This is a genomic window from Polaribacter sp. 2305UL8-11 (assembly GCF_058147165.1).
On sequence record NZ_JBYVJW010000015.1, the window covers coordinates 1 to 19,828 of the forward strand.

At 29.4% G+C, this 19,828-nt stretch carries 20 protein-coding genes; 7 read left to right on the forward strand and 13 right to left on the reverse strand.

The window, feature by feature from the left end:
• Positions 1-471 precede the first annotated feature (471 nt).
• From ACY2RW_RS13315 to ACY2RW_RS13325, 3 genes are all read right to left on the reverse strand, one after another.
• Positions 472-1,212: a DUF4294 domain-containing protein gene (locus ACY2RW_RS13315; RefSeq protein ID WP_490123225.1), complete on the reverse strand. Its 741-nt coding sequence runs from the start codon at positions 1,210-1,212 to the stop codon at positions 472-474.
• Between the two features lie 100 nt (positions 1,213-1,312).
• A complete protein-coding gene (ligA, locus tag ACY2RW_RS13320) occupies positions 1,313-3,313 on the reverse strand; it encodes an NAD-dependent DNA ligase LigA (RefSeq protein WP_490123226.1) in 2,001 nt (666 codons plus the stop codon).
• A gap of 16 nt (positions 3,314-3,329) precedes the next feature.
• Positions 3,330-3,887 carry a hypothetical protein gene (locus ACY2RW_RS13325; protein ID WP_490123227.1) on the reverse strand — a complete coding sequence of 186 codons (558 nt, stop codon included), beginning with the start codon at positions 3,885-3,887 and terminating at the stop codon, positions 3,330-3,332.
• Positions 3,888-4,002: 115 nt separating this feature from the next.
• Here ACY2RW_RS13325 and ACY2RW_RS13330 point away from each other — a divergent pair, with 115 nt between their 5' ends.
• Positions 4,003-5,331 (forward strand): glycoside hydrolase family 113, encoded by a 1,329-nt coding sequence (locus ACY2RW_RS13330; protein ID WP_490123228.1) that lies wholly within the window; start codon positions 4,003-4,005, stop codon positions 5,329-5,331.
• A gap of 257 nt (positions 5,332-5,588) precedes the next feature.
• Here ACY2RW_RS13330 and ACY2RW_RS13335 read toward each other — a convergent pair whose 3' ends face one another.
• Complete coding sequence (locus ACY2RW_RS13335; RefSeq protein ID WP_490123229.1) at positions 5,589-7,031, reverse strand: glyceraldehyde-3-phosphate dehydrogenase; 1,443 nt, start codon at positions 7,029-7,031, stop codon at positions 5,589-5,591.
• Positions 7,032-7,274: 243 nt separating this feature from the next.
• Positions 7,275-8,663 (reverse strand): S1C family serine protease, encoded by a 1,389-nt coding sequence (locus tag ACY2RW_RS13340; RefSeq protein WP_490123230.1) that lies wholly within the window; start codon positions 8,661-8,663, stop codon positions 7,275-7,277.
• Positions 8,664-8,793: 130 nt separating this feature from the next.
• Here ACY2RW_RS13340 and dapF point away from each other — a divergent pair, with 130 nt between their 5' ends.
• The 5 genes from dapF (at position 8,794) to ACY2RW_RS13365 (ending at position 12,751) form a co-directional block, all read left to right on the forward strand.
• The gene (gene dapF / locus ACY2RW_RS13345; protein ID WP_490123231.1) at positions 8,794-9,564 is read left to right on the forward strand and encodes a diaminopimelate epimerase; all 771 of its coding nucleotides are present in this window, start codon (positions 8,794-8,796) and stop codon (positions 9,562-9,564) included.
• Positions 9,564-10,088: a GNAT family N-acetyltransferase gene (locus ACY2RW_RS13350; protein ID WP_490123232.1), complete on the forward strand. Its 525-nt coding sequence runs from the start codon at positions 9,564-9,566 to the stop codon at positions 10,086-10,088. Before dapF ends, ACY2RW_RS13350 begins: the two co-directional genes overlap by 1 nt.
• 27 nt (positions 10,089-10,115) lie before the next feature.
• Positions 10,116-11,141 carry an endolytic transglycosylase MltG gene (mltG, locus tag ACY2RW_RS13355; protein ID WP_490123233.1) on the forward strand — a complete coding sequence of 342 codons (1,026 nt, stop codon included), beginning with the start codon at positions 10,116-10,118 and terminating at the stop codon, positions 11,139-11,141.
• 28 nt (positions 11,142-11,169) lie between these two features.
• Entirely contained in the window at positions 11,170-12,072 is a 903-nt protein-coding gene (locus ACY2RW_RS13360) for a DUF2279 domain-containing protein (RefSeq protein WP_490123234.1), read from the forward strand.
• Positions 12,073-12,208: 136 nt separating this feature from the next.
• Positions 12,209-12,751 carry a peptidoglycan-binding protein LysM gene (locus tag ACY2RW_RS13365; protein ID WP_490123320.1) on the forward strand — a complete coding sequence of 181 codons (543 nt, stop codon included), beginning with the start codon at positions 12,209-12,211 and terminating at the stop codon, positions 12,749-12,751.
• A gap of 5 nt (positions 12,752-12,756) precedes the next feature.
• Here the strand turns inward: ACY2RW_RS13365 and ACY2RW_RS13370 are convergent, their stop codons facing one another.
• The 3 genes from ACY2RW_RS13370 to dnaA all read right to left on the reverse strand — a co-directional run bounded on the left by ACY2RW_RS13370 (position 12,757) and on the right by dnaA (position 15,491).
• Positions 12,757-13,461: an SAM-dependent methyltransferase gene (locus tag ACY2RW_RS13370; protein ID WP_490123235.1), complete on the reverse strand. Its 705-nt coding sequence runs from the start codon at positions 13,459-13,461 to the stop codon at positions 12,757-12,759.
• A 2-nt stretch (positions 13,462-13,463) separates the two neighbouring features.
• Positions 13,464-13,913, reverse strand: coding sequence for a low molecular weight protein-tyrosine-phosphatase (locus ACY2RW_RS13375; protein ID WP_490123236.1), 450 nt, complete (start codon positions 13,911-13,913; stop codon positions 13,464-13,466).
• A gap of 150 nt (positions 13,914-14,063) precedes the next feature.
• Positions 14,064-15,491 (reverse strand): chromosomal replication initiator protein DnaA, encoded by a 1,428-nt coding sequence (dnaA, locus tag ACY2RW_RS13380; RefSeq protein ID WP_490123237.1) that lies wholly within the window; start codon positions 15,489-15,491, stop codon positions 14,064-14,066.
• A gap of 171 nt (positions 15,492-15,662) precedes the next feature.
• On the opposite strand from dnaA, the gene ACY2RW_RS13385 reads away from it, so the two are divergent.
• The gene (locus tag ACY2RW_RS13385; RefSeq protein WP_490123238.1) at positions 15,663-16,061 is read left to right on the forward strand and encodes an acyl-CoA thioesterase; all 399 of its coding nucleotides are present in this window, start codon (positions 15,663-15,665) and stop codon (positions 16,059-16,061) included.
• A gap of 86 nt (positions 16,062-16,147) precedes the next feature.
• Here ACY2RW_RS13385 and ACY2RW_RS13390 read toward each other — a convergent pair whose 3' ends face one another.
• Genes ACY2RW_RS13390 through ACY2RW_RS13410 form a run of 5 tightly spaced genes read right to left on the reverse strand, consistent with a single transcriptional unit; the run spans position 16,148 to position 19,800 of the window.
• On the reverse strand, positions 16,148-16,756 hold the full coding sequence (locus ACY2RW_RS13390) for an IMPACT family protein (RefSeq protein ID WP_490123239.1): 609 nt from the start codon (positions 16,754-16,756) through the stop codon (positions 16,148-16,150).
• Positions 16,756-17,619, reverse strand: a complete 864-nt coding sequence (locus ACY2RW_RS13395; protein WP_490123240.1) for an EamA family transporter — start codon at positions 17,617-17,619, stop codon at positions 16,756-16,758. The genes ACY2RW_RS13390 and ACY2RW_RS13395 overlap by 1 nt, the downstream gene beginning before the upstream one ends.
• Positions 17,616-18,227 (reverse strand): HAD family hydrolase, encoded by a 612-nt coding sequence (locus tag ACY2RW_RS13400; RefSeq protein ID WP_490123241.1) that lies wholly within the window; start codon positions 18,225-18,227, stop codon positions 17,616-17,618. Before ACY2RW_RS13400 ends, ACY2RW_RS13395 begins: the two co-directional genes overlap by 4 nt.
• Entirely contained in the window at positions 18,220-19,341 is a 1,122-nt protein-coding gene (gene ribD / locus ACY2RW_RS13405) for a bifunctional diaminohydroxyphosphoribosylaminopyrimidine deaminase/5-amino-6-(5-phosphoribosylamino)uracil reductase RibD (protein WP_490123242.1), read from the reverse strand. The genes ACY2RW_RS13400 and ribD overlap by 8 nt, the downstream gene beginning before the upstream one ends.
• Positions 19,342-19,800: an LEA type 2 family protein gene (locus ACY2RW_RS13410; protein ID WP_490123243.1), complete on the reverse strand. Its 459-nt coding sequence runs from the start codon at positions 19,798-19,800 to the stop codon at positions 19,342-19,344.
• Positions 19,801-19,828: the final 28 nt, after the last annotated feature.

Below are 19,828 nucleotides of genomic sequence, written 5' to 3' on the forward strand. Positions count from 1 at the left end.
GCTTTGTGTTTTCGCTTAGCGGGTGCAAATATACACCCTCTTTTGAATCTCACAACTGTTTTTTTAAAGTATTTTTTGTTTTTTATATCACCCAAAATTAATACCCTTATAATAAAGGTTTTACATCACAAAAAAAATTAATCTTTTTTTACCCTAACCAAAAAAATACCTTAAATAGAACATTATTAAATTATAGAAATATTAAATATTAAACCTGTTGGAGAGCCAATTTTAAAGTTTTTAAAGCATCTGATTAGTTGATTTAGCTCTATTGATGGTTAAAAAAAACAGTTAGATGGCTTGTGTTAGGGATTGAAACGACATCCTTTTTATGCTTAATTTAATAGAGATTAATAGTTTTTATATTCAATTTCTTTTTTTAAAAGAACAAATGCTAAACTAAATTCAGCATAAAAAGATATAGTGAAAAGCCCGACCACGCATTTTCGCGTGGGAACACCATAAAAAAAACTATTTTATATTTTTCTTTCTTGGTTTTTTCTTTTTTCTCATTTTGGCAAACATCTTTTTGTAAACTTCTACATTTACTTCTGCTTTTTTATCTGCAATGATTTTGGCAAAATCGAAAGTAAGTTTTGATTTCTGAGGTTTTAATTTATCGTCTAGAAAAGCTCGTTGTAAAACATCTTCTATTAGAAAGTCTTCATTTTCTGATTCTGGATGGTACTCTGTCTTTAAAGAGAGTTTAAAAATGTTAGCAGTTGCATTGTACCAAAAAGCTTTCCACCCACTTCTTAATGATTTAATGTTTTGGAAAGCGGTTTTGCCTGTTTGACGATGAATTAACTTAATAAGGATTCTGCCTTCTGTAGTAGTCATTTTTTTAATTTGATCTGTAAACTCCCCTTCTATATACTTTTGTACTAATTTTGTGTATTTTCTTCGTTTATTTTTAGATTTAATTTTATCTAATCTTACTTTTAAGGTATCTAATCTTTTTGAGGCTAATTGAGCAAAAGGATATGCCTTGAATACTTTTCTACGAAACCACAAATAGTAACGAATATCATTTCTAGATTTGAATTTATGTTTTGGCAACAACGCAAACTCATTGAGTTTTACTGTTAAAGTATCTCCAGGTTTTACAAAAATATAATCGTCTATGTTAATAGGTAGAGAATCTTTTTCTTTTACTTGGGCTAAAGAAATGATTGAATTTAATAATATATATATGTATAGTAGTGTTTTCAAATTTTAATTTGTTCTCGATACAATTTTTTCATTTTTTTAAAATTACTTGAACTAACATTTTAACTTTATAAGTAATTAACAAAAAGGTTGCCAAGATATATTAGTTAGCAATTTTGTTTATAAAATCTTGTTCTGAAATAATTTCTATTCCTAAATCTTGTGCTTTTGTAAGTTTTGATGGCCCCATATTATCTCCTGCAACTATAAAGTTTGTTTTTTTAGAAATGGATGAACTTACTTTACCTCCATTATCTTCGATTGCTTTTTTGAGTTCATTTCTACTCATTTGATGAAAAACACCTGAAACTACAAATATTTGTCCCTGTAATTTATTGGTTTGGTTTTCTAAACTTTCTGCAGAAACTTCTAATTGTACTCCAACTTGTTTGAGTCTATTTATTAATTGGATGTTTCCTAAATCTGATGAAAAATCGATAATACTTTGTGCAATTCTATCTCCAATTTCATCAACATTTATGAGTTCTTCAAAAGTTGCTGTCATTAAATTGTCTATCGATTTAAAATGTTTTGCTAATTTTTTAGCGACAGTTTCTCCAACAAAACGAATTCCGAGTGCAAATAATACTTTTTCAAACGGAATTTCTTTTGATTTTTTGATTCCATTAATCATATTTTGAGCAGATTTTTCTGCCATCCTTTCTAACGGAATTATTTGCTCTACTTTTAAATCGTATAAATCTGCGTAATTCTGAATGAGCCCTTCTTTACGTAATAAATCTACAGTTTCTCCACCCAAACCATCTATATCCATAGCTTTTCTACTGATAAAATGCTGGATTCTTCCTGTAATTTGAGGAGCACAACCAAATTGGTTCGGACAATAATGTTTTGCATCTCCATCAGTCCTTACTAATTCTGTATTGCATTCTGGACAATTGGTTGCATAAATTGTGGGTTGTGAATTTATTGGGCGTTTTGTAAAATCTACCCCAATTATTTTAGGAATAATCTCCCCTCCTTTTTCTACAAAAACAGTATCTCCTTCTCTAATATCTAATTTTTCTATTTGATCTGCATTGTGCAAAGAAGCTCGTTTTACTGTTGTTCCTGCTAATTGTACAGGTTCTAAATTTGCCACAGGCGTAATTGCACCTGTTCTTCCTACTTGATAGGTAATTTCATTTAAAACTGTTGAAACTTGTTCTGCTTTAAACTTATAGGCAATTGCCCATCTTGGCGCTTTTGATGTGAACCCTAATTCTTCTTGTTGCTGCAGATTGTTTACTTTAATAACTACACCATCAGTTTCGTAAGGTAAATCGTGTCTTTTAGAATCCCAATGATTTACAAACTCAAAAACCTCATCAATAGATTTTGCTAATTTGATTGTTTTTGGAACCTTAAACCCTACTTTTCTAGCTTCTTCAAGGCTTTCAAAATGTGTTTTGTATTTGCGTTCTTCTGTAACTACTTGATACAACAAACAATCTAAAGGACGTTTTGCAACCTCTGTACTGTCTTGTAATTTTAAGCTTCCGCTTGCAGTATTTCTTGGGTTTCTATAAGCTTCTTCATTATTTTCTAACCTTTCTTTATTCATTTTTGCGAAACCATCTAGAGGTAAAATAATTTCTCCACGCATTTCAAAATTAGAAACAAAATCTTTTTTAATTGATAATGGAATGGAACGAATTGTTTTTATATTAGATGTAACCTCATCACCCTGAAAACCATCACCTCTGGTTACCGCTTTTATAAACTGACCATTTTCGTAGGTTAAGTTGATGGAAGCTCCATCAAATTTAAGCTCGCAAGTATATTCGGTTTCTGTAGTTCCTAAAACCTTTTGAATTCTTTTTTCCCAATCTAACAGGTCTTCTTTAGAATACGAATTGTCTAAAGAGTACATTCTGTTTTTGTGTGTAATTGTATTAAAGTTTTTGGTAATTGTACCTCCTACTCTTTGTGTTGGCGAATTTGTATCAAAAAATTCAGGATTTTCTTGTTCTAATTTTTCTAATTCTTTGAGTTTGATATCAAAATCAAAGTCAGAAATTGAGGCATTATCTAACACATAGTAATTGTAATTGTGTTGATTTAGCTCATCTCTGAGGGATTGTATTTTTTGTTGGATTGTCATAAAAAAAGAATAATTACTAGCTTTTAGTTCCCCTTAACACACTCACTCCTTTTGGAAATGGGTTTCCAGAAGAACGTCTAAAAGAAACTACTTGACCAACGTGCCAAATTGCATCTGCAATTGGACCGTTAATTACATTCCAAAAAGGGAATTCTGTTTTACCGAAAATCATTTTATATTGAGAAATATCTTTACTTTCTCTTAAAATCTTACTGGCTTGTTGTAAGTTTTCTAAGGTTTTTCTTCGTTTTTCTGCAAATGTCATTTTGGGTTGCTTTTCTCCATTTGGCACTTTTAAAGTTGCATTTAAAACTACTTGAGACAATCCTAAAATATGATCTATAGTTTCTGCTGTAGTTCTTGCATCTGCATTTGGTTTAAATGCTAAATCTTTTTCTGTTAAACCTTCTGTTGCCCAATAATATCGAAATCCTAAACCATCTATCATTCTACTTGCTGTTGTTCCTGGTGTAAACTCTTTTGCTGCCTCTGGAATTTGATAATAAGGTAATTTTTCTTGTGAAAGCATTGTAAACGAAAAGGTAAAAAAGACTAAAAATGTAATTATTTTCATTACTCTAAATTTTGTCTAAAAATACTAAAATAATAGAAGTAAGATAGATTATAAAAATCATTTCTACTTTATTAATTCTTTTTGGCTAAATTTATACTTTATCAAATATTTATTTTTGAAAAGATTAGCAAAACTTTTTCTATACACCTATTTGTTTACTTGGCTTTTTGCAGCTGGTTTTTATGTAATTCTTACAATTAAGAATACATCAAATTTATTAAAAATTATTACTTCTTTTTTTAGTTTTTCTACTTCAAAATCTGGGCTAATTCTTATTCATTCTCTGTTTGTAGTTTTCTTTATTTTTTTATTAATTATCAACTATTTTATAAGCGTTTACAAAAAGAATGGTTTTAAAGCTTTCTTAAAACAGTTTATTACAAGACTTATTATTCCTGTTTTACTGATTGTTTATGGTTTAAAATTTTTGATTTACAAGAACAACCAAGAAGATTTTAAATATAATTGGAATACTACAGTTGAGAATACTACTAAAATTGCTAAAAAACAATTTTTAAAAGATGATAAGATTAGAGGAATGAACGTTTATAGCATTGGAAGAAGAAGGAATACTAAAAAAACGATAGACGAACTCATAAAATCGAATGTAGAATGGGTTTCTGTGCTCCCATATTTTTATCAAGAGAATGAAAATTCTAAAAAAATAAACACTCCAGATTCTTTGGGAATTTGGTCTAGGAGAGATTCGCTTTTTATAAACGACATTCATAAACTACATAAAAAAGGCTTGTTTGTAATGTTAAAACCGCATTTATGGATGAATTCTGGATGGCGTTCTAATATTAATTTTGATGATAAAAAGAATTGGAATTCCTGGTTTGCTCATTACAGAAAAAATATAATTCATTTTGCTCTATTGGCTCAAAAAACGAATGTTGATTTGTTTTGTATTGGCACAGAATTAAGAAGCTCTTTAAAAGAAGCTCCTAAACAATGGCTTGCTTTGATTAAAGAAATAAAAAGTATTTACAATGGCAAGTTAACTTATGCTGCAAACTGGGATGATTCTTTTGAGTTTACTGAATTTTGGAATTCTTTAGATTACATAGGTATTCAAGCTTATTATCCTTTAACAGAAAATAAAAACCCGAGTTTGATGGATATTAAAGAAGGTTGGGATGTGCATTTGCGTAAATTAAAATCGATTTCGGAAACCTTGAATAAAAAAATAATTTTTACAGAAATTGGATATAGAAATGACGCTTCTGCTACCATAAAACCTTGGGCTTGGGGTTCTTTTTTTGAGCGTTTTTATGTTAAAAAATCTGACAAAACTCAAGTACTTGCTTACCAAGCTTTGTATGAAAAACTTTGGGACAAACCTTGGTTTGCTGGAACTTTTCCTTGGGAATGGAACAGTTCTGATTTTCCTATTTATAAAAAACCTGCTCAAAACATGATTGCTATTTGGTATGCGAAATAATTGATAAATTTTAATTAAAGTTGGCAGATAAGTTTAGCCACGATTGAAATGGCATCCTTTTTATGTTAAACTAGATTCAGTGTTTTATTTTTATAGTAAAATGTTTTTTCTGTAAAGAGATGCTGAAATAAATTCGGCATTCATAAAAAGATATAATGGAAAGCGTGAAATAGCTTCTAAAAACAAAACCCGAAACAAAAAATGAATCGGGTTTCTACATTCAATATTCAATTGAATGAATTTGCACTAAGAGTATTTTAATAATACGTAAATCTTCTCACTTTTGCAATATGCTTTGCCAAACGCATTACTTGATGCGAATACCCATACTCATTATCATACCAAACATAAATAACAATAGTTTCTCCATCTACAATTGTTGCTTTGCTATCAAAAATTGATGGTGCTGTTGTACCAATAATGTCTGAAGAAACCAACTCATTGTCTAAAGAATATTTAATTTGCTCTACCAAATCACCTTCTAAAGCATATTTTTTTATGATAGAATTGATGCGTTCTTTAGAAACAATGGTACCTAATTGTAGGTTTAAAATTGCCAAAGACCCATTAGGTACAGGAACTCTAATTGCGTTAGAAGTTAATTTGCCTTTTAAAGCTGGTATTGCTTTAGAAACTGCTGCTCCTGCACCAGTTTCTGTAATAACCATATTTAATGCTGCAGCTCTACCTCTTCTGTATTTGCTATGCATATTGTCTACTAAATTTTGGTCATTTGTGTAGGCATGAATGGTTTCTAAATGTCCTTTTTTAATTCCGAAATTATCTTCTAAAACCTTTAAAATTGGAGTAATTGCATTGGTTGTACAAGAGGCTGCAGAGAAAATATCTACAGTATCTGGATTGTGTTTTTTATGATTTACTCCATGTACAATGTTAGGAATTCCTTTTCCTGGTGCAGTTAATAAAACTTTACTTGCTCCTTTTGCTTTTAAATGTCTGCTCAAAGCAACATCGTCTCTAAATGCACCTGTGTTATCTATAATTAAAGCTTGTTTAATGCCGTATTTTGTATAATCTATGTCTTCTGGATTGTTAGCAGAAATCATACGCACTGTTGTTCCGTTAATAATTAAAGAATCGTTTTCTTCGTCTATTTGAACGGTTCCTAAAAAATCTCCATGAACAGAGTCTACACTTAACAATGAAGCTCTTTTTTCTAAAACGGTTTTATTTATTTCGCCACGAGTTACAACTGCTCTTAACCTAAGTTGAGAGCCTTTACCCATTTTAGTCATTAATTCTCTTGCCAACAAACGACCAATTCTACCAAAACCATATAAAACCACATCTTTTGGTTCTATATTTTTTGATGCTGTTGCTCCTTTTAACTTGTTTTTTACAAAAGCTACTTTGTCATCGCACTTTTTGGCACTTAAATGACACTCGTAAGCCAATTTACCAATATCTAATTTTGATGATGGCAAATCTAATTGTTGAATGGCTTTGGCAATTTCTAAAGCATCTTGAATAGAAATTGGTTTGCTAACAAATTCTTTTGCGTAGTTAATTAGATTTAAAACCTCACTAGCTCTTTTGTCTACTAAAGGATTTCTAAATAGTACTAGTTCTATAGATTTATCATACCATAAATCATTTACAATATTAATAAATTCTACAGTAGCTCTTCTATTTTGAGCTTGTGATAAAACTTCTTCTTCGTAATTTAAGATTGTTGACATAGTTGTGTAACTCTTTTAAAATTTTTGCAAAAGTATTTCTTTTTTTGAATATACGAAATCGATTTCGTAAAATTTTCGTAAATAAAAAAGAGGCTGTCTGAAAAGTAATTAAGTATGTCAAACTGAGCTTGTCGAAGTTTTATAATTCATTGATTATCAATTATATTTCGACAAGCTCAATATGACAAGTAGTTAATTTCTTGACTTTTCAGACAGCCTCTTTAATACTAAAAATTAGTGTATTTATCTATAAGTATATCGCTCTTTTTCTCCTTTAGGGTTTATCATTTCTAAAGAAATTCTGAAATTATTTGCCCCTAACCTATCTAAAAGAATTGCTGTTTCTCTAGCATCTTTTACTTTTTTATCATTCACTTTTGTAATGATGTAATTTTTAAGGTTTTCTTCTTGATTATCTTTTCCTGTTCTAATAATTTTTACACCAGTACTTAAATCTAATTTTTTCAATTCTTTTTTAGTTAAGTCTTTTAACTCCCATTGAAAAACTGAGGTAATAAATCTTTCTATAGATTTAGATAGTTTTACTTTTTTTATAAAAGTTTCTCCATCTCTATCAATAGTTACATCTACATATTCTCCAGGTCTTTTAGCAGTTAGCTGTCCTTTTAAGTCAGAAAATTTTGAAATTTTTACATTATTAATTTTCTTTATAACATCACCAGCTTGTAAACCAGATTTTTTAGCATTTTCGGTTTCTTCTGAAACACCAGCTACTTTTACACCTTCTTCTTTAAAATTAACATCTACATTAATACCTAAAATGGCTTGTTGTACTTTTCCAAATTCTAAAATATCATCAATAATTTTTTTAGCAATGTTAGAAGGCACTGCAAAAGAATATCCAATAAAAGAACCTGTTCTAGAAGAAATTGCAGTATTTATACCTATTAATTCTCCTCTAGTATTTACCAATGCTCCACCACTATTTCCAGGATTTACAGCAGCATCTGTTTGTATAAAAGATTCTATATTTCTATTCCCCTCTAAATCTCTACCTTTTGCAGATACAATACCTGCAGTTACAGTAGATGTTAAGTTGTAAGGATTACCAACAGCCAAAACCCATTCTCCCACTTTTACAGAATCTGAATTTGCAAAAGGCGTGTAAGGTAAATCCATATCTGCATCAATTTTTAGCAATGCTATATCATTACTTGGGTCTGTACCAATTAATTCTGCAGGATATTTTTTTTGATTGTTTAACGTAATTTCAATATTGGTTGCATTATCAATAACGTGGTTATTAGTAACAATATAACCATCTGCAGAAATAATTACTCCACTTCCAGTACCTACTTGTTCATATTTTCTTGTTCCATTTCCATTGCCATAAAAAAGCTCTGCCCAAGGATTTGTTTGGGTTCTAACAGCTGTATTTTTTACATGCACTACAGAGTGTACCGTTTTTTCTGCAGCCACAGTAAAATCTGTAGCAGTTTCTACAGAATTTATGTGCTTATAAGATGGCACATAATTAGCTTGAACAGTTTTTATAGGCTCTAACGTAGTTTCTTTAACAATTGCTTGTTCATTAAATAGCATTTTATAACCACCTAAAGTAAGTGCTCCTCCTAAAACTGCCATTCCTAAAAATCCTAAAAATTTCTTCATAATCTTAATTTTTAATACTTCAAATATACAATTTTAACATTTTCAAAAAATCTGTTTAACTTGTTTTTAACTGACTTTAACCGCTTTTTAACAGTGTTTTTTTAGTCATTAAATACTTACCTTTGCTCCAATGAATTTAGCTTTTTATAAATATCAAGGAACTGGAAACGATTTTGTGATGATAGATAACAGAACAAAAATCTTTCCAAAAGAAAATACTGACAAAATTTCACAATTATGTGACAGGCATTTTGGAATTGGTGCAGATGGCATAATCTTAATTGAAAATGATGAGCATTTTGATTTTAAGATGATATATTTTAATGCAGATGGTAGCCAAACCTTTTGTGGAAATGGAGGAAGATGTGCTGTTGCCTTTGCTAAATATTTAAAAATTATTGAGACAAACACTAATTTTATAGCTGTTGATGGACCTCATTTTGCAGAAATTGAAAATGGAATTGTTTCTTTAAAAATGATTGATGTTGATGATATTAAAATTAAAAATAACGCTGTTTTTGCTTATACAGGAACACAACATCATGTAGAATTGGTTGATGATTTAGACAACTATCCTGTTTTTGAAAACGGAAAAAAAATTAGAAACTCTTATAAAAATCCTGGAAGTAATGTAAATTTTGTACAGCAAATTAACGACACTACTTTTAGAGTAAGAACTTACGAAAAAGGAGTAGAAAACGAAACTTTAGCTTGTGGAACTGGAGTAACAGCTGTAGCCATTGCAATGCATAAAACAAATAAAACAAGTAGTAATTTAATTGCATTACCTGTAGAAGGTGGTAATTTAGAAGTCTCTTTTACTGAGGAAAGTGGTATTTACACAAATGTTTTTTTAAAAGGACCTGCTCAATTTGTTTTTAAAGGTAGCATAACTATTTAATGGAGAATTTACAAGGAGAACATATTAATTTACGTGCTTTAGAACCCGAAGATTTAGACTTTCTATATCAAATAGAAAACGATGAATCCTTTTGGGAAGTAAGCCATACACAAACTCCTTTTTCTAAATATATTCTTAAACAATACTTAGAAAATGCACATTTAGACATTTTTGAAGCCAAACAATTACGCTTGTTAATCGAAGAAAAATCAACAAAAAAACAAATAGGAATGATTGATTTATTTGATTTTAATCCACAACATCAAAGAGCAGGGATTGGGATTTTAATTCATCCTAATTTTCAACAAAAAGGATTTGCATTTGAAGCATTGTCTTTATTAATTCAATATTGTTTTTCTCATTTAAACTTACATCAGTTGTATGCAAATATTACTTCAGATAATGAAAAAAGCATTTCACTTTTCTCTAAACATTACTTCAAAAAAGTAGGCATAAAAAAAGATTGGATTCTATCTGAAGGAAAATTTAAAGATGAAATTTTATTTCAACTGATAAAAGCCTAATTTTGTAATTCATTAAAAATAATTTCATTGAGTAAAAAAATAATATACATACTACTCTTTTTTGTAGTATTAGGAGGTGTTTTAGGATATAATTATTATCAAAAAATATTTGGAAAAGCAATTACAGAAGAAACAATTTTGTTTGTAAACGCTACAGATAATTTAGTAGATATTAAAACCAAATTAGAAGATTTTTCTAAAAACCCCAATACTTTTCTTTGGGTTGCTGCAAAAAAAGACTTCTCAAAACCAAAAGTTGGTAGATACGTATTAAAAGAAGGTATGTCTAATAACGACTTGGTAAATATGTTAAGAAGTGGGAGACAAACTCCCTTAAAAATATCTTTTAACAATCAAGACACATTAGAAAAACTTGCAGGTAGAATTGCACAACAAATAGCAGCAGATTCTATTGCTCTGCTAACTGCTTTTACTGATAAAGAATTTTTATCAAAAAATAATTTTACTAAAAAATCTGTCTTACAAATTTTTATGCCTAATACTTATGAAGTTTATTGGACAGTGACTCCTGAGAAATTCAGAACAAAAATGTTGGTGGCTTATAAAAGATTTTGGAATGAAGATAGATTAAAAAAAGCTGAAGCTTTAAATTTAACAAAAGATGAAGTCATTACTCTAGCCTCAATCGTACAAAAAGAAACTGCTAAAAATATAGAAAGACCAATAGTTGCTGGTTTGTATTTAAACAGACTTGAAAAAGGAATGCCTTTACAAGCAGATCCCACCATTATTTATTGTGTAAAAGAAGTAAAAGGACAAGATTATGTTGTTAAAAGAGTATTGACTGCAGATTTAGAAATTAACTCACCCTACAACACTTATAAAAATAGAGGCTTACCTCCTACTCTTATAGCAATGCCAGATATTTCTGCTATTGATGGGGTTTTAAATGCTCAAAAACATAATTACTATTATATGTGTGTTAATGTAGATAAATTAGGATATCATTCTTTTGCAAAAACATTAGCTCAGCATAATAGAAACGCAGCTAAATACCATAGGTGGTTAAACAAACAGAAGATTAATAGGTAAAAGTTGGAAGTTTAAGTAATTTTTTATTTTGAAAAGAAACAAACCTTTATTTTTTATTTTATGCTTTTTGCTAACTACTTTCTGTCAAGCACAAAACGCTTCGTTTTATAAAAAATCTGATACCTTAAATAAAAAAAGAAGAAATGCTGTTATCATTACCAAAACTGCTTTAGCTGGTGGAGCTTTAATTGCATTAAATGAACTTTGGTATAAAGGTTACCCTCGTTCTTCCTTTCATTTTAAAAATGACAATAATGATTGGAAGCAAATGGATAAGATAGGGCATTTTATGACATCTTATTATGTGGGTAAAATTGGTATGGACGCTCTAAATTGGGCTGGTGTTTCTAAAAAAAATCAATTAATTTATGGTGCTACTTACGGTTTTGCTTTTTTAACTGCTGTAGAAATTTTAGACGGATTTTCTAAAGAATGGGGAGCTTCTCCTGGAGATATTTTAGCAAATGCTGCTGGAGCAGGATTATTAATTGGTCAAGAATTATTGTGGAACGAGCAAAGGATTACTGTAAAATACTCTTTTCATCAAACAGATTTTGCAAAGCAAAGACCCAATACTTTAGGACAAAATTATTTACAACAAGCTTTAAAAGATTATAATGGACAAACCTATTGGCTTTCTGCAAATATTTGGTCTTTTAATAAAAAAAGTAATATTCCTAAATGGTTAAATGTTGCAGTTGGTTATGGAGCAGATGGTATGCTCTTTGGAACGCAGAATTCTGCCAATTCTTCGCTTCAAAATCCGTACAGACAATTTTATTTAAGCTTCGATATCGATTTAGTAAAGATTCCTACAAAATCAAAATTCTTAAAATCTGTCTTTTCTGTTATCAACTTCATAAAAATTCCTGCTCCAACCTTAGAAATTAATACGAAAGGTCAAGTAAAATTCCATTATTTGTATTTTTAGCAAACTTTAACATATTGATAATCAGCCGTATTAAAATTAGGTTGTATTTTTGCACTCGCAAAACAGAAAGATAAACCATATCAAAAAGTTTTTAATTTTAGTCGTCTTGTTTTTAAGTTTTATCAACGCAACAACCATTGATAAAAAAACAAATACTGCAAACTCTAGTACAAACATTACTGAGTCCAACTCATTTCCAAAACATATAGATTACGATATTCCTTATTTACAAAAAGATTTTGTTGGCTTTAAAGAAGCTTTGGCTTTTAAAGAGTCTCAAGGAAAATATACAGTTGTAAATACTTTAGGTTATTTAGGCAAATATCAATTTGGAAGAACAACCTTGCATAGGTTTAGAATTTATAACACTACAACTTTTTTAAACAATCCAGAATTACAAGAAAAAGCTTTTATAGCTTTATGTAAAGTAAATAAATGGATTTTAAGAAAAGACATTAAACGTTCTGTAGGAAAAACTATAAATGGAATAAAAATTACTGAATCTGGAATTTTAGCAGCTGCTCATTTAAGTGGTGCTGGTAATGTAAAAAAATTTTTACGAAGTAATGGAACTGAATGTTTTTCTGATGCTTATGGTGCTACAATACAATCTTATTTAAAAAAGTTTGGTGGTTATGATGTTTCTAACATCAAAGCAGATAGAAAAGCGAAGGTTTAATTCTTTTACTTGTGAATTATAAAAATAGCTGGTTTTTTATGTAAATCTGGCTGTTGATGTTTCCAATCTTTTATCTCCATAGTTTTTATGTATTCTGTTGGCAAAGTTATATCTGCAGCAATGCATAAATTGGTAGTTGGAGTTAAAGCTGCTTTTAAATCTACAAACATTTTCTCGTTTCTGTAAGGAGTTTCAATAAAAATTTGGGACTGATTTTTATCTTTTGATAATTTTTCTAAATCTTTAATTGCTTTTTTTCTTTCTCCTTTATCAATAGGTAAATACCCATTAAAAGCAAAATTTTGCCCATTCATTCCAGAGCTCATTATTGCCATCAAAATAGAGCTTGGACCAACCAAAGGAACTACCTGAATATTATTTTGATGTGCCATTTTTACAATACTTGCTCCAGGATCTGCAACTGCAGGAACTCCAGCTTCAGAGAGCAAACCAACATTTATTCCTTCTTTACAAACGTCTAAATACTTGGTAGTTTCAATCTCTTCTGCATATTTATCTAACAACATTAGTTGTAATGAGGGTTGCGATTTTTTGGGTGATATTTTTTTGATAAACCTTCTTGCAGATTTCTCATTTTCAACAATATAATAATCAATTTGCTCAACTACCTTTTTTACAGATAAAGGCATAACTTCTAAAGGTTCTGTTTCTCCTAAAGTTGTGGGAATTAAATAGAGTTTTCCAAGCATATTTATAATTTTTTGGCAATAATATTACAAGCTTCATCCAACATTTCATAGACGTTTTCAAAACCTTGATTTCCTCCATAATAAGGATCTGGAACACTTAAGTTTTTATTAGGAGTTGTTTCGTTTAAAATCATTTTTACTTTTTGTTTATCTGCATCATTTCTTGCTAAAGATAGTATGTTTTGATAATTACTTTCATCCATAGCGTAAATTACATCAAATTCATCAAAATCAGTTACTGTAAATTTTCTTGCTCTTTGATTTCTGATGTTTAATCCATAGTTAGCAGCAACATCAATAGAACGTTTGTCTGGCTTATTTCCTACATGATAAGCAGCAGTACCAGCAGAATCTACAAAAACTGCATCTGGATTTACTTTAGATTGTAGAATACCTTCTGCTAATGGAGACCTACAAATATTACCCAAACAAACCATTAATATTTTTTTCATTAAAAATAACTTTGGTTAAAAATAAGAAACTAATTCTGTCTTAAAAAGTTTAATAAAAATAAATTCCTGTTTTTACAGGAATTAAAAAATTAAAGAAATTATAAAATTGATAGTTCTAGACTTTACTCTAAATAACAAATAATTAGCGTTTTAGAAAGTTAACTTTTTTGTTAAATCGTCAACATATTTTCTAAATTGTTTGTCTGTTTCTGTTAAGTTATCAACGGTTTTACAAGCGTGTAATACTGTTGCATGATCTCTTTGCCCAATTTGATTTCCAATACTTGCCAAAGAAGTTTTTGTTAATCTCTTTGCAAAGAACATTGCTAACTGTCTTGCTTGTACAATATGACGTTTACGTGTTTTAGACTGCAAAGTAGCAACATCCATATCAAAATACTTAGACACTTCTTTTTGGATGTAATCTATAGACACTTCTTTTTTGGTGTTTTTAACAAATTTATCTACAATTTGTTTTGCCAACTCTAAAGAAAATTCTCTTCTGTTAAATGAAGCTTGGGCAATCATAGAAATAATTACACCTTCTAATTCTCTAACATTAGATTTTATATTTTTTGCAATATATTCTACAATATCTTCTGGCATTTCTACACCATCTCTATACAATTTATTCTGTAGAATTGAAATTCTAGTTTCATAATCTGGTGCTTGTAATTCCGCAGATAATCCCCATTTAAAACGAGATAACAAACGTTGTTCAATATCTTGCATATCTACAGGTGCTTTATCTGAAGTTAAAATTACCTGTTTTCCATTTTGATGTAAATGATTAAAAATATGGAAGAATACATCTTGTGTACCAGCTTTACCAGATAAGAACTGCACATCATCAATAATTAACACATCTATCATTTGATAAAAATGAATAAAATCGTTTCTGGTATTCGATTTTACAGAATCTATAAATTGTTGTGTAAATTTTTCTGAAGAAATATACAAAACTGTTTTATCTGGATATTTATCTTTAATATCTACGCCAATTGCGTGTGCCAAGTGTGTTTTACCTAAACCAACTCCACCATAAATTAATAATGGATTAAAAGAAGTACCTCCTGGTTTGTTGGCAACAGCCATCCCAGCAGAACGTGCTAATCTATTAGAATCTCCTTCTACAAAATTTACAAAGCTATAATTAGGGTTTAATTGAGACTCAATTTTAACTTTTTGTAAACCAGGAATTATAAAAGGATTTCTTAGTTCTCTTTTACTAGAGTCTAAAGGAACTGTAACTTTTTGCGGTTTTAAAGGGTCTCTATTAGAGCTCGGAATTTTAACAATTTGTGGTCTGTTAGAACTGTAATTGTTTTCCATTTTTACATCGTAAATCAATTTGACATCATTACCTAATTGTCTTACCAATGCAACTCTTAATAATTTAATGTAATGTTCTTCTAACCATTCATAAAAAAATTTACTAGGCACTTGTATTGTTAATGCTTCTCCTGATAGTTTTACTGGCTTTATTGGTTCGAACCAAGTTTTGTAGGCTTGTGGCTTAATATTGTCCTTTATGAAGGTCAAACATTCATTCCAAACTGAGTCAGCAGTTACAGTCATTTAATTATAGTAAATTTTTTAAGTTAATAATTTGGTTAAAAACGGGATTTATATCCCTTTATTTTAGGTTGTACAAAAGTGTGAATAAAAAACAGTATAAAAAAATGAATTTGCTATTGATTATTAATTATTTTTTACGTAAAATGGTAAAATAAATTTTGTCTATATCAATTGAAAAAATCATCAACAAAAACAAGAATTCGATACTCTGAAACTGATCAAATGGGCGTCGTTTATCACGGAAACTACGCACAGTTTTTTGAACTTGGACGCACAGAATGGCTTCGTTCTTTAGGAGTTACTTACAAAGATATGGAAATCAACGGAATAATGCTTCCTGTAATTTCGTTAAAATGTAATTTTATTAAATCTGCCTTGTATGATGATGTATTAACTATAAAAACTATACTCGTAAAAAAACCAATGGTAAAAATTGAGTTTGACTACGAAATTACAAACCAAAATAAAGAGTTAATTTGTACAGGAAATACAGTTTTGGCATTTATGAACAGAAAAACAATGAAACCAGAACGTTGTCCAGATTACTTATTGGAAGGTTTGGGGTTTTAGAAAAATTTATTAAAACCTACAAATTGGCTTTGTTTTTTTTATTCATCTGACTAACTCATTGCTACTATTCTAAAAATCATTAAATATTACTCCAACTCTTTTATTGCAAACTTATACAAATTATTAAAAATCTCAAAAATCATTTCTGCATCATTTTTACGAACAGAAATCACATACTCACAATCCATTTCTAATTTCTGATGGATAATTTCAATATTTTTTTCTTTGATGATTCTTTGTACAGCATTCATCAAATCGTAGTTGAATTTTAATTGATAATGAACATCTATGGTTTTTTCTAAAATTTCTGATGCCTCTAAAGCCAATTGCGCAGATGTTTTATAAGCAGAAATTAAACCACCTACACCTAATTTTGTCCCTCCAAAATAACGTACAGAAACCACTAAAATATTGGTAACTTTAAAAGACTGAATTTGCCCATAAATTGGCAAACCTGCAGAGTTATTAGGCTCTCCATCATCATTTGCTCTGAATCTTATTTTTTCAATTCCTATTTGATAAGCATAGCAAAAATGACGTGCAGTATGATGTAGTTTTCGCAACTCTTCTAAGCAAATTTTTACATCATCTTCTGATGATACTGGAAAAGTATACCCAAAAAACTTACTTCCTTTTTCTTTAAAAAGAGTTTCTTTTGATGGTTTTTTTATAGTTTTATAAACGTCTTCTAACATTACGCAATCGTTACTAAAATGATTCCTACAATTGCTAAAAAGACACCAATTTTATTTTTAGTGCTAAAGTGTTCTTTAAATAAAAACAATCCTACCAAAGTAGAAACTATTACAATTCCTACATTATTTATGGTAAACAATGCTGAGCTTTCAAAACCTTCTACTTGTAAAGCTTTTATTAAAAACACGATTGAATAGTAGTTTGGGACTCCTAAAACAATACCAGCAATTAAGTTTTTTACTCCAAAAGATTCTCTTTTTTTAATAGTTTTAAATCCTAAAATTAGCAGTCCAAAAAAGGCTGCAATTGCAAATAAACTTCCAGAAAAAATAGCGACTTCTTGTTTTGGCACAAAATTTACTTCAACATATTTTAAAGTGGTATCTATTATTCCAGAACCAAAAAACAATAATATTGGAAATAATAATCCTGCTTTTTCTCTATTATTTTTCTCTTCTTTTACAGATGCTAAATACACTGCAATTAATGCGATTATAATTCCGATTACTTTTAAAAAAGTTACAGACTCATTGTATAAAAAAAGCCCAAATAATACAGGAATTACCACAGACATCTTACCTGCTACTGAGGTTACAGAAACTCCGTTTTTCTGAGCAGTCATAGCCATTACAAAGAAGATTGACACAAACAATGCTCCTAAAAATAAAGCTCCTAAAAACCAAGACTGATTTGGTATTTCTGTAATAGCAATTTCTTTTTCTGCAGATGCAAAACCAATTGCAAAAGCAACAATGTAATTAATTACAATTGCTTTTAAAACATCAACCTTATAAATACCAAAATATTTAAAAATGACGAATAAACCAGTTGAAAAAAGGATGCTTAATAATAAATAAATCAAAATAAATCTTCTTTTATCGTGAATAGCTCTACCACATTATTTTTATTAGGGACTAAGTTCCAAACATGCATACCTAGTTGATTGGCAGCATCTGTATTTTCTTTAGTATCATCTATAAAAATTGACTCTTCTGCAATTAGATTATTTTCTTTTAAAACAAACTCATAAATATCTAAATAGGGTTTTCTAAAATGAATTTCATGCGATAAATAAAACTGCTCAAAACATTTTTTAAACTCATTATACAATTCCATTCCCCAGTTTTCTTGAATCCAAGAAATGTGTAAATCGTTTGTGTTACTCAACAAAAACAGTCTGTATTTTTTACTATTTGACAAATCTTTTAAAAACTGCAATCTATTTATTGGAAAATCTAGTAAAATTGAGTTCCAAGCAAAAATCAAGTCTTCTTTAGGTATTTTTAAATTTTTATTAAAAAAAAACAAAAATTCTTCAGTAGAAATCAATCCCATTTCATACTGATTTAAAACTGATTTTATTTTTGGGATACTTTCTTCAATTCCTAATTTAGTGAGCTCTTCTGCAAACTTTTTTTTATCTAAATTGATAAAAACATCCCCAAAATCAAAAATGATATTTTTAATCATTTGTATATCTTTTTAAAACATCACTTTTAATGTTTTTCTCTTCTAAAACTGTTTTATTAAAAATTGGAGACTTAACTCCTGCTCCAAACTTACTATCACCAACAAAAACCCTAGCTTCGTCCCACAAATTTGCATCTATAAAAGTTTGCAAGGTTTGAGTTCCTCCTTCTATAATTACAGATTGAATTTGGTGTTTTTGTAAAACTTCACAAATTTGAGAAGCTATTTTTTTAGTAAAATCAATCTCTTCATAAATTAGTCTAGATTTCTCGACTTCGCTTGAAATGGCATTTTTATTCTTTAGGCTTCTTGATTCTGTAATAACAATTGTCTTAACACTATCATCAAAAACATTTGTGTTTTTAGGAATTCTTAAATTTTTATCCAATACAATTCTAACTGGGTTTTCTCCAGACCAACTTCTTACATTTAGCTTAGGATTATCTACAATAACTGTATTGGTACCTACCAAAATCGCATGTTCTTCTGCTCTCCATTTATGTACCAATTGTTGCGAGTATTTATTAGAAATCCAAACTGGTTTTCTATGCTGAACTTGTTTCAGCATCTTTTTATTTTCAAGTTTTGACAGCAATTCTTGAGATCCTGAAACAAGTTCAGGATAAATAAAACCATCTTTGGTTGCTGCCCATTTTAAAATAATATAAGGTCTTTTTTTCTCTTGAACTGTAAAAAAACGTTTGTGATGTTTTCTACATTCATCTTCTAACACTCCAACAACCACTTCTATTCCTGCATTTTTTAATCGCTCAATTCCTTTACCAGCAACTAAACTATTTGTATCTACACAACCAATTACTGCTTTTTTAAATTGATGTTTTACTATTAAATCTGCACAAGGTGGAGTTTTTCCAAAATGCGAACAAGGCTCTAATGTTACATAAATAGTGGCATCTTTTAAAAGCGATTTTTCTTTTACAGAATTAATAGCATTAACTTCTGCATGATTTCCTCCATAAAAAGAGGTAAAACCCTCGCCAATAATTTTATCACCTAACACAATAACAGCGCCAACAGAAGGATTTGGTCTTGAAGATCCAATTCCATTCTTAGCAATTTGCAAACAACGTTTTATGTATTTCTTGTGATTCAATTACAGCTTTATTTCTTGAATTTCATCAACTATAAAATCTCTTTTAAGTCCTAAAAATCGATATTTTAAAGTCCCTTTAAACTGCACTTTAATAGATTTGTTTAAAACAGAATTGATTAAACTTCCTAAAATACCCTCTTTGTTATTCTGATAAACTCTCTTTGCAGGTATCACCACTTTTAGCGGAATTGTAAATTCTTTTCTTGCAGGTACTTTAAACTCATCTGAAGAAACCTGTGCAACCTCTGCACCATTAATAATTACTTTAATTTCATCTGTAGAAATTTTACCACCAACATCATTAGGGTTTGTAAAAAAAGCTTCGGCTTTTAAACGTATGGTATCTGCAGCTACACTTAGTACCTTAATATGATCAACTTTAACAAAAACAGGTGGTTTATTTACAGAACAACTTGCTATCATTAAAAACAAAAACGTAAAATAGATGAGCTTTTTCATAAGAAATCATTAAAAATTTAGGTAAATT

What these genes read in the sequence shown, in the direction of transcription:
- dapF (WP_490123231.1), top strand. Translation starts at nt 8,794, where the DNA reads ATGAATTTAGCTTTTTATAAATATCAAGGAACTGGAAACGATTTTGTG.
- dnaA (WP_490123237.1), bottom strand. Translation starts at nt 15,491, where the DNA reads ATGACTGTAACTGCTGACTCAGTTTGGAATGAATGTTTGACCTTCATA.
- ACY2RW_RS13375 (WP_490123236.1), bottom strand. Translation starts at nt 13,913, where the DNA reads ATGAAAAAAATATTAATGGTTTGTTTGGGTAATATTTGTAGGTCTCCA.
- ligA (WP_490123226.1), bottom strand. Translation starts at nt 3,313, where the DNA reads ATGACAATCCAACAAAAAATACAATCCCTCAGAGATGAGCTAAATCAA.
- ACY2RW_RS13325 (WP_490123227.1), bottom strand. Translation starts at nt 3,887, where the DNA reads ATGAAAATAATTACATTTTTAGTCTTTTTTACCTTTTCGTTTACAATG.
- ACY2RW_RS13340 (WP_490123230.1), bottom strand. Translation starts at nt 8,663, where the DNA reads ATGAAGAAATTTTTAGGATTTTTAGGAATGGCAGTTTTAGGAGGAGCA.
- ACY2RW_RS13370 (WP_490123235.1), bottom strand. Translation starts at nt 13,461, where the DNA reads ATGCTTGGAAAACTCTATTTAATTCCCACAACTTTAGGAGAAACAGAA.
- ACY2RW_RS13350 (WP_490123232.1), top strand. Translation starts at nt 9,564, where the DNA reads ATGGAGAATTTACAAGGAGAACATATTAATTTACGTGCTTTAGAACCC.
- ACY2RW_RS13390 (WP_490123239.1), bottom strand. Translation starts at nt 16,756, where the DNA reads ATGTTAGAAGACGTTTATAAAACTATAAAAAAACCATCAAAAGAAACT.
- ACY2RW_RS13400 (WP_490123241.1), bottom strand. Translation starts at nt 18,227, where the DNA reads ATGATTAAAAATATCATTTTTGATTTTGGGGATGTTTTTATCAATTTA.
- ACY2RW_RS13410 (WP_490123243.1), bottom strand. Translation starts at nt 19,800, where the DNA reads ATGAAAAAGCTCATCTATTTTACGTTTTTGTTTTTAATGATAGCAAGT.
- ACY2RW_RS13335 (WP_490123229.1), bottom strand. Translation starts at nt 7,031, where the DNA reads ATGTCAACAATCTTAAATTACGAAGAAGAAGTTTTATCACAAGCTCAA.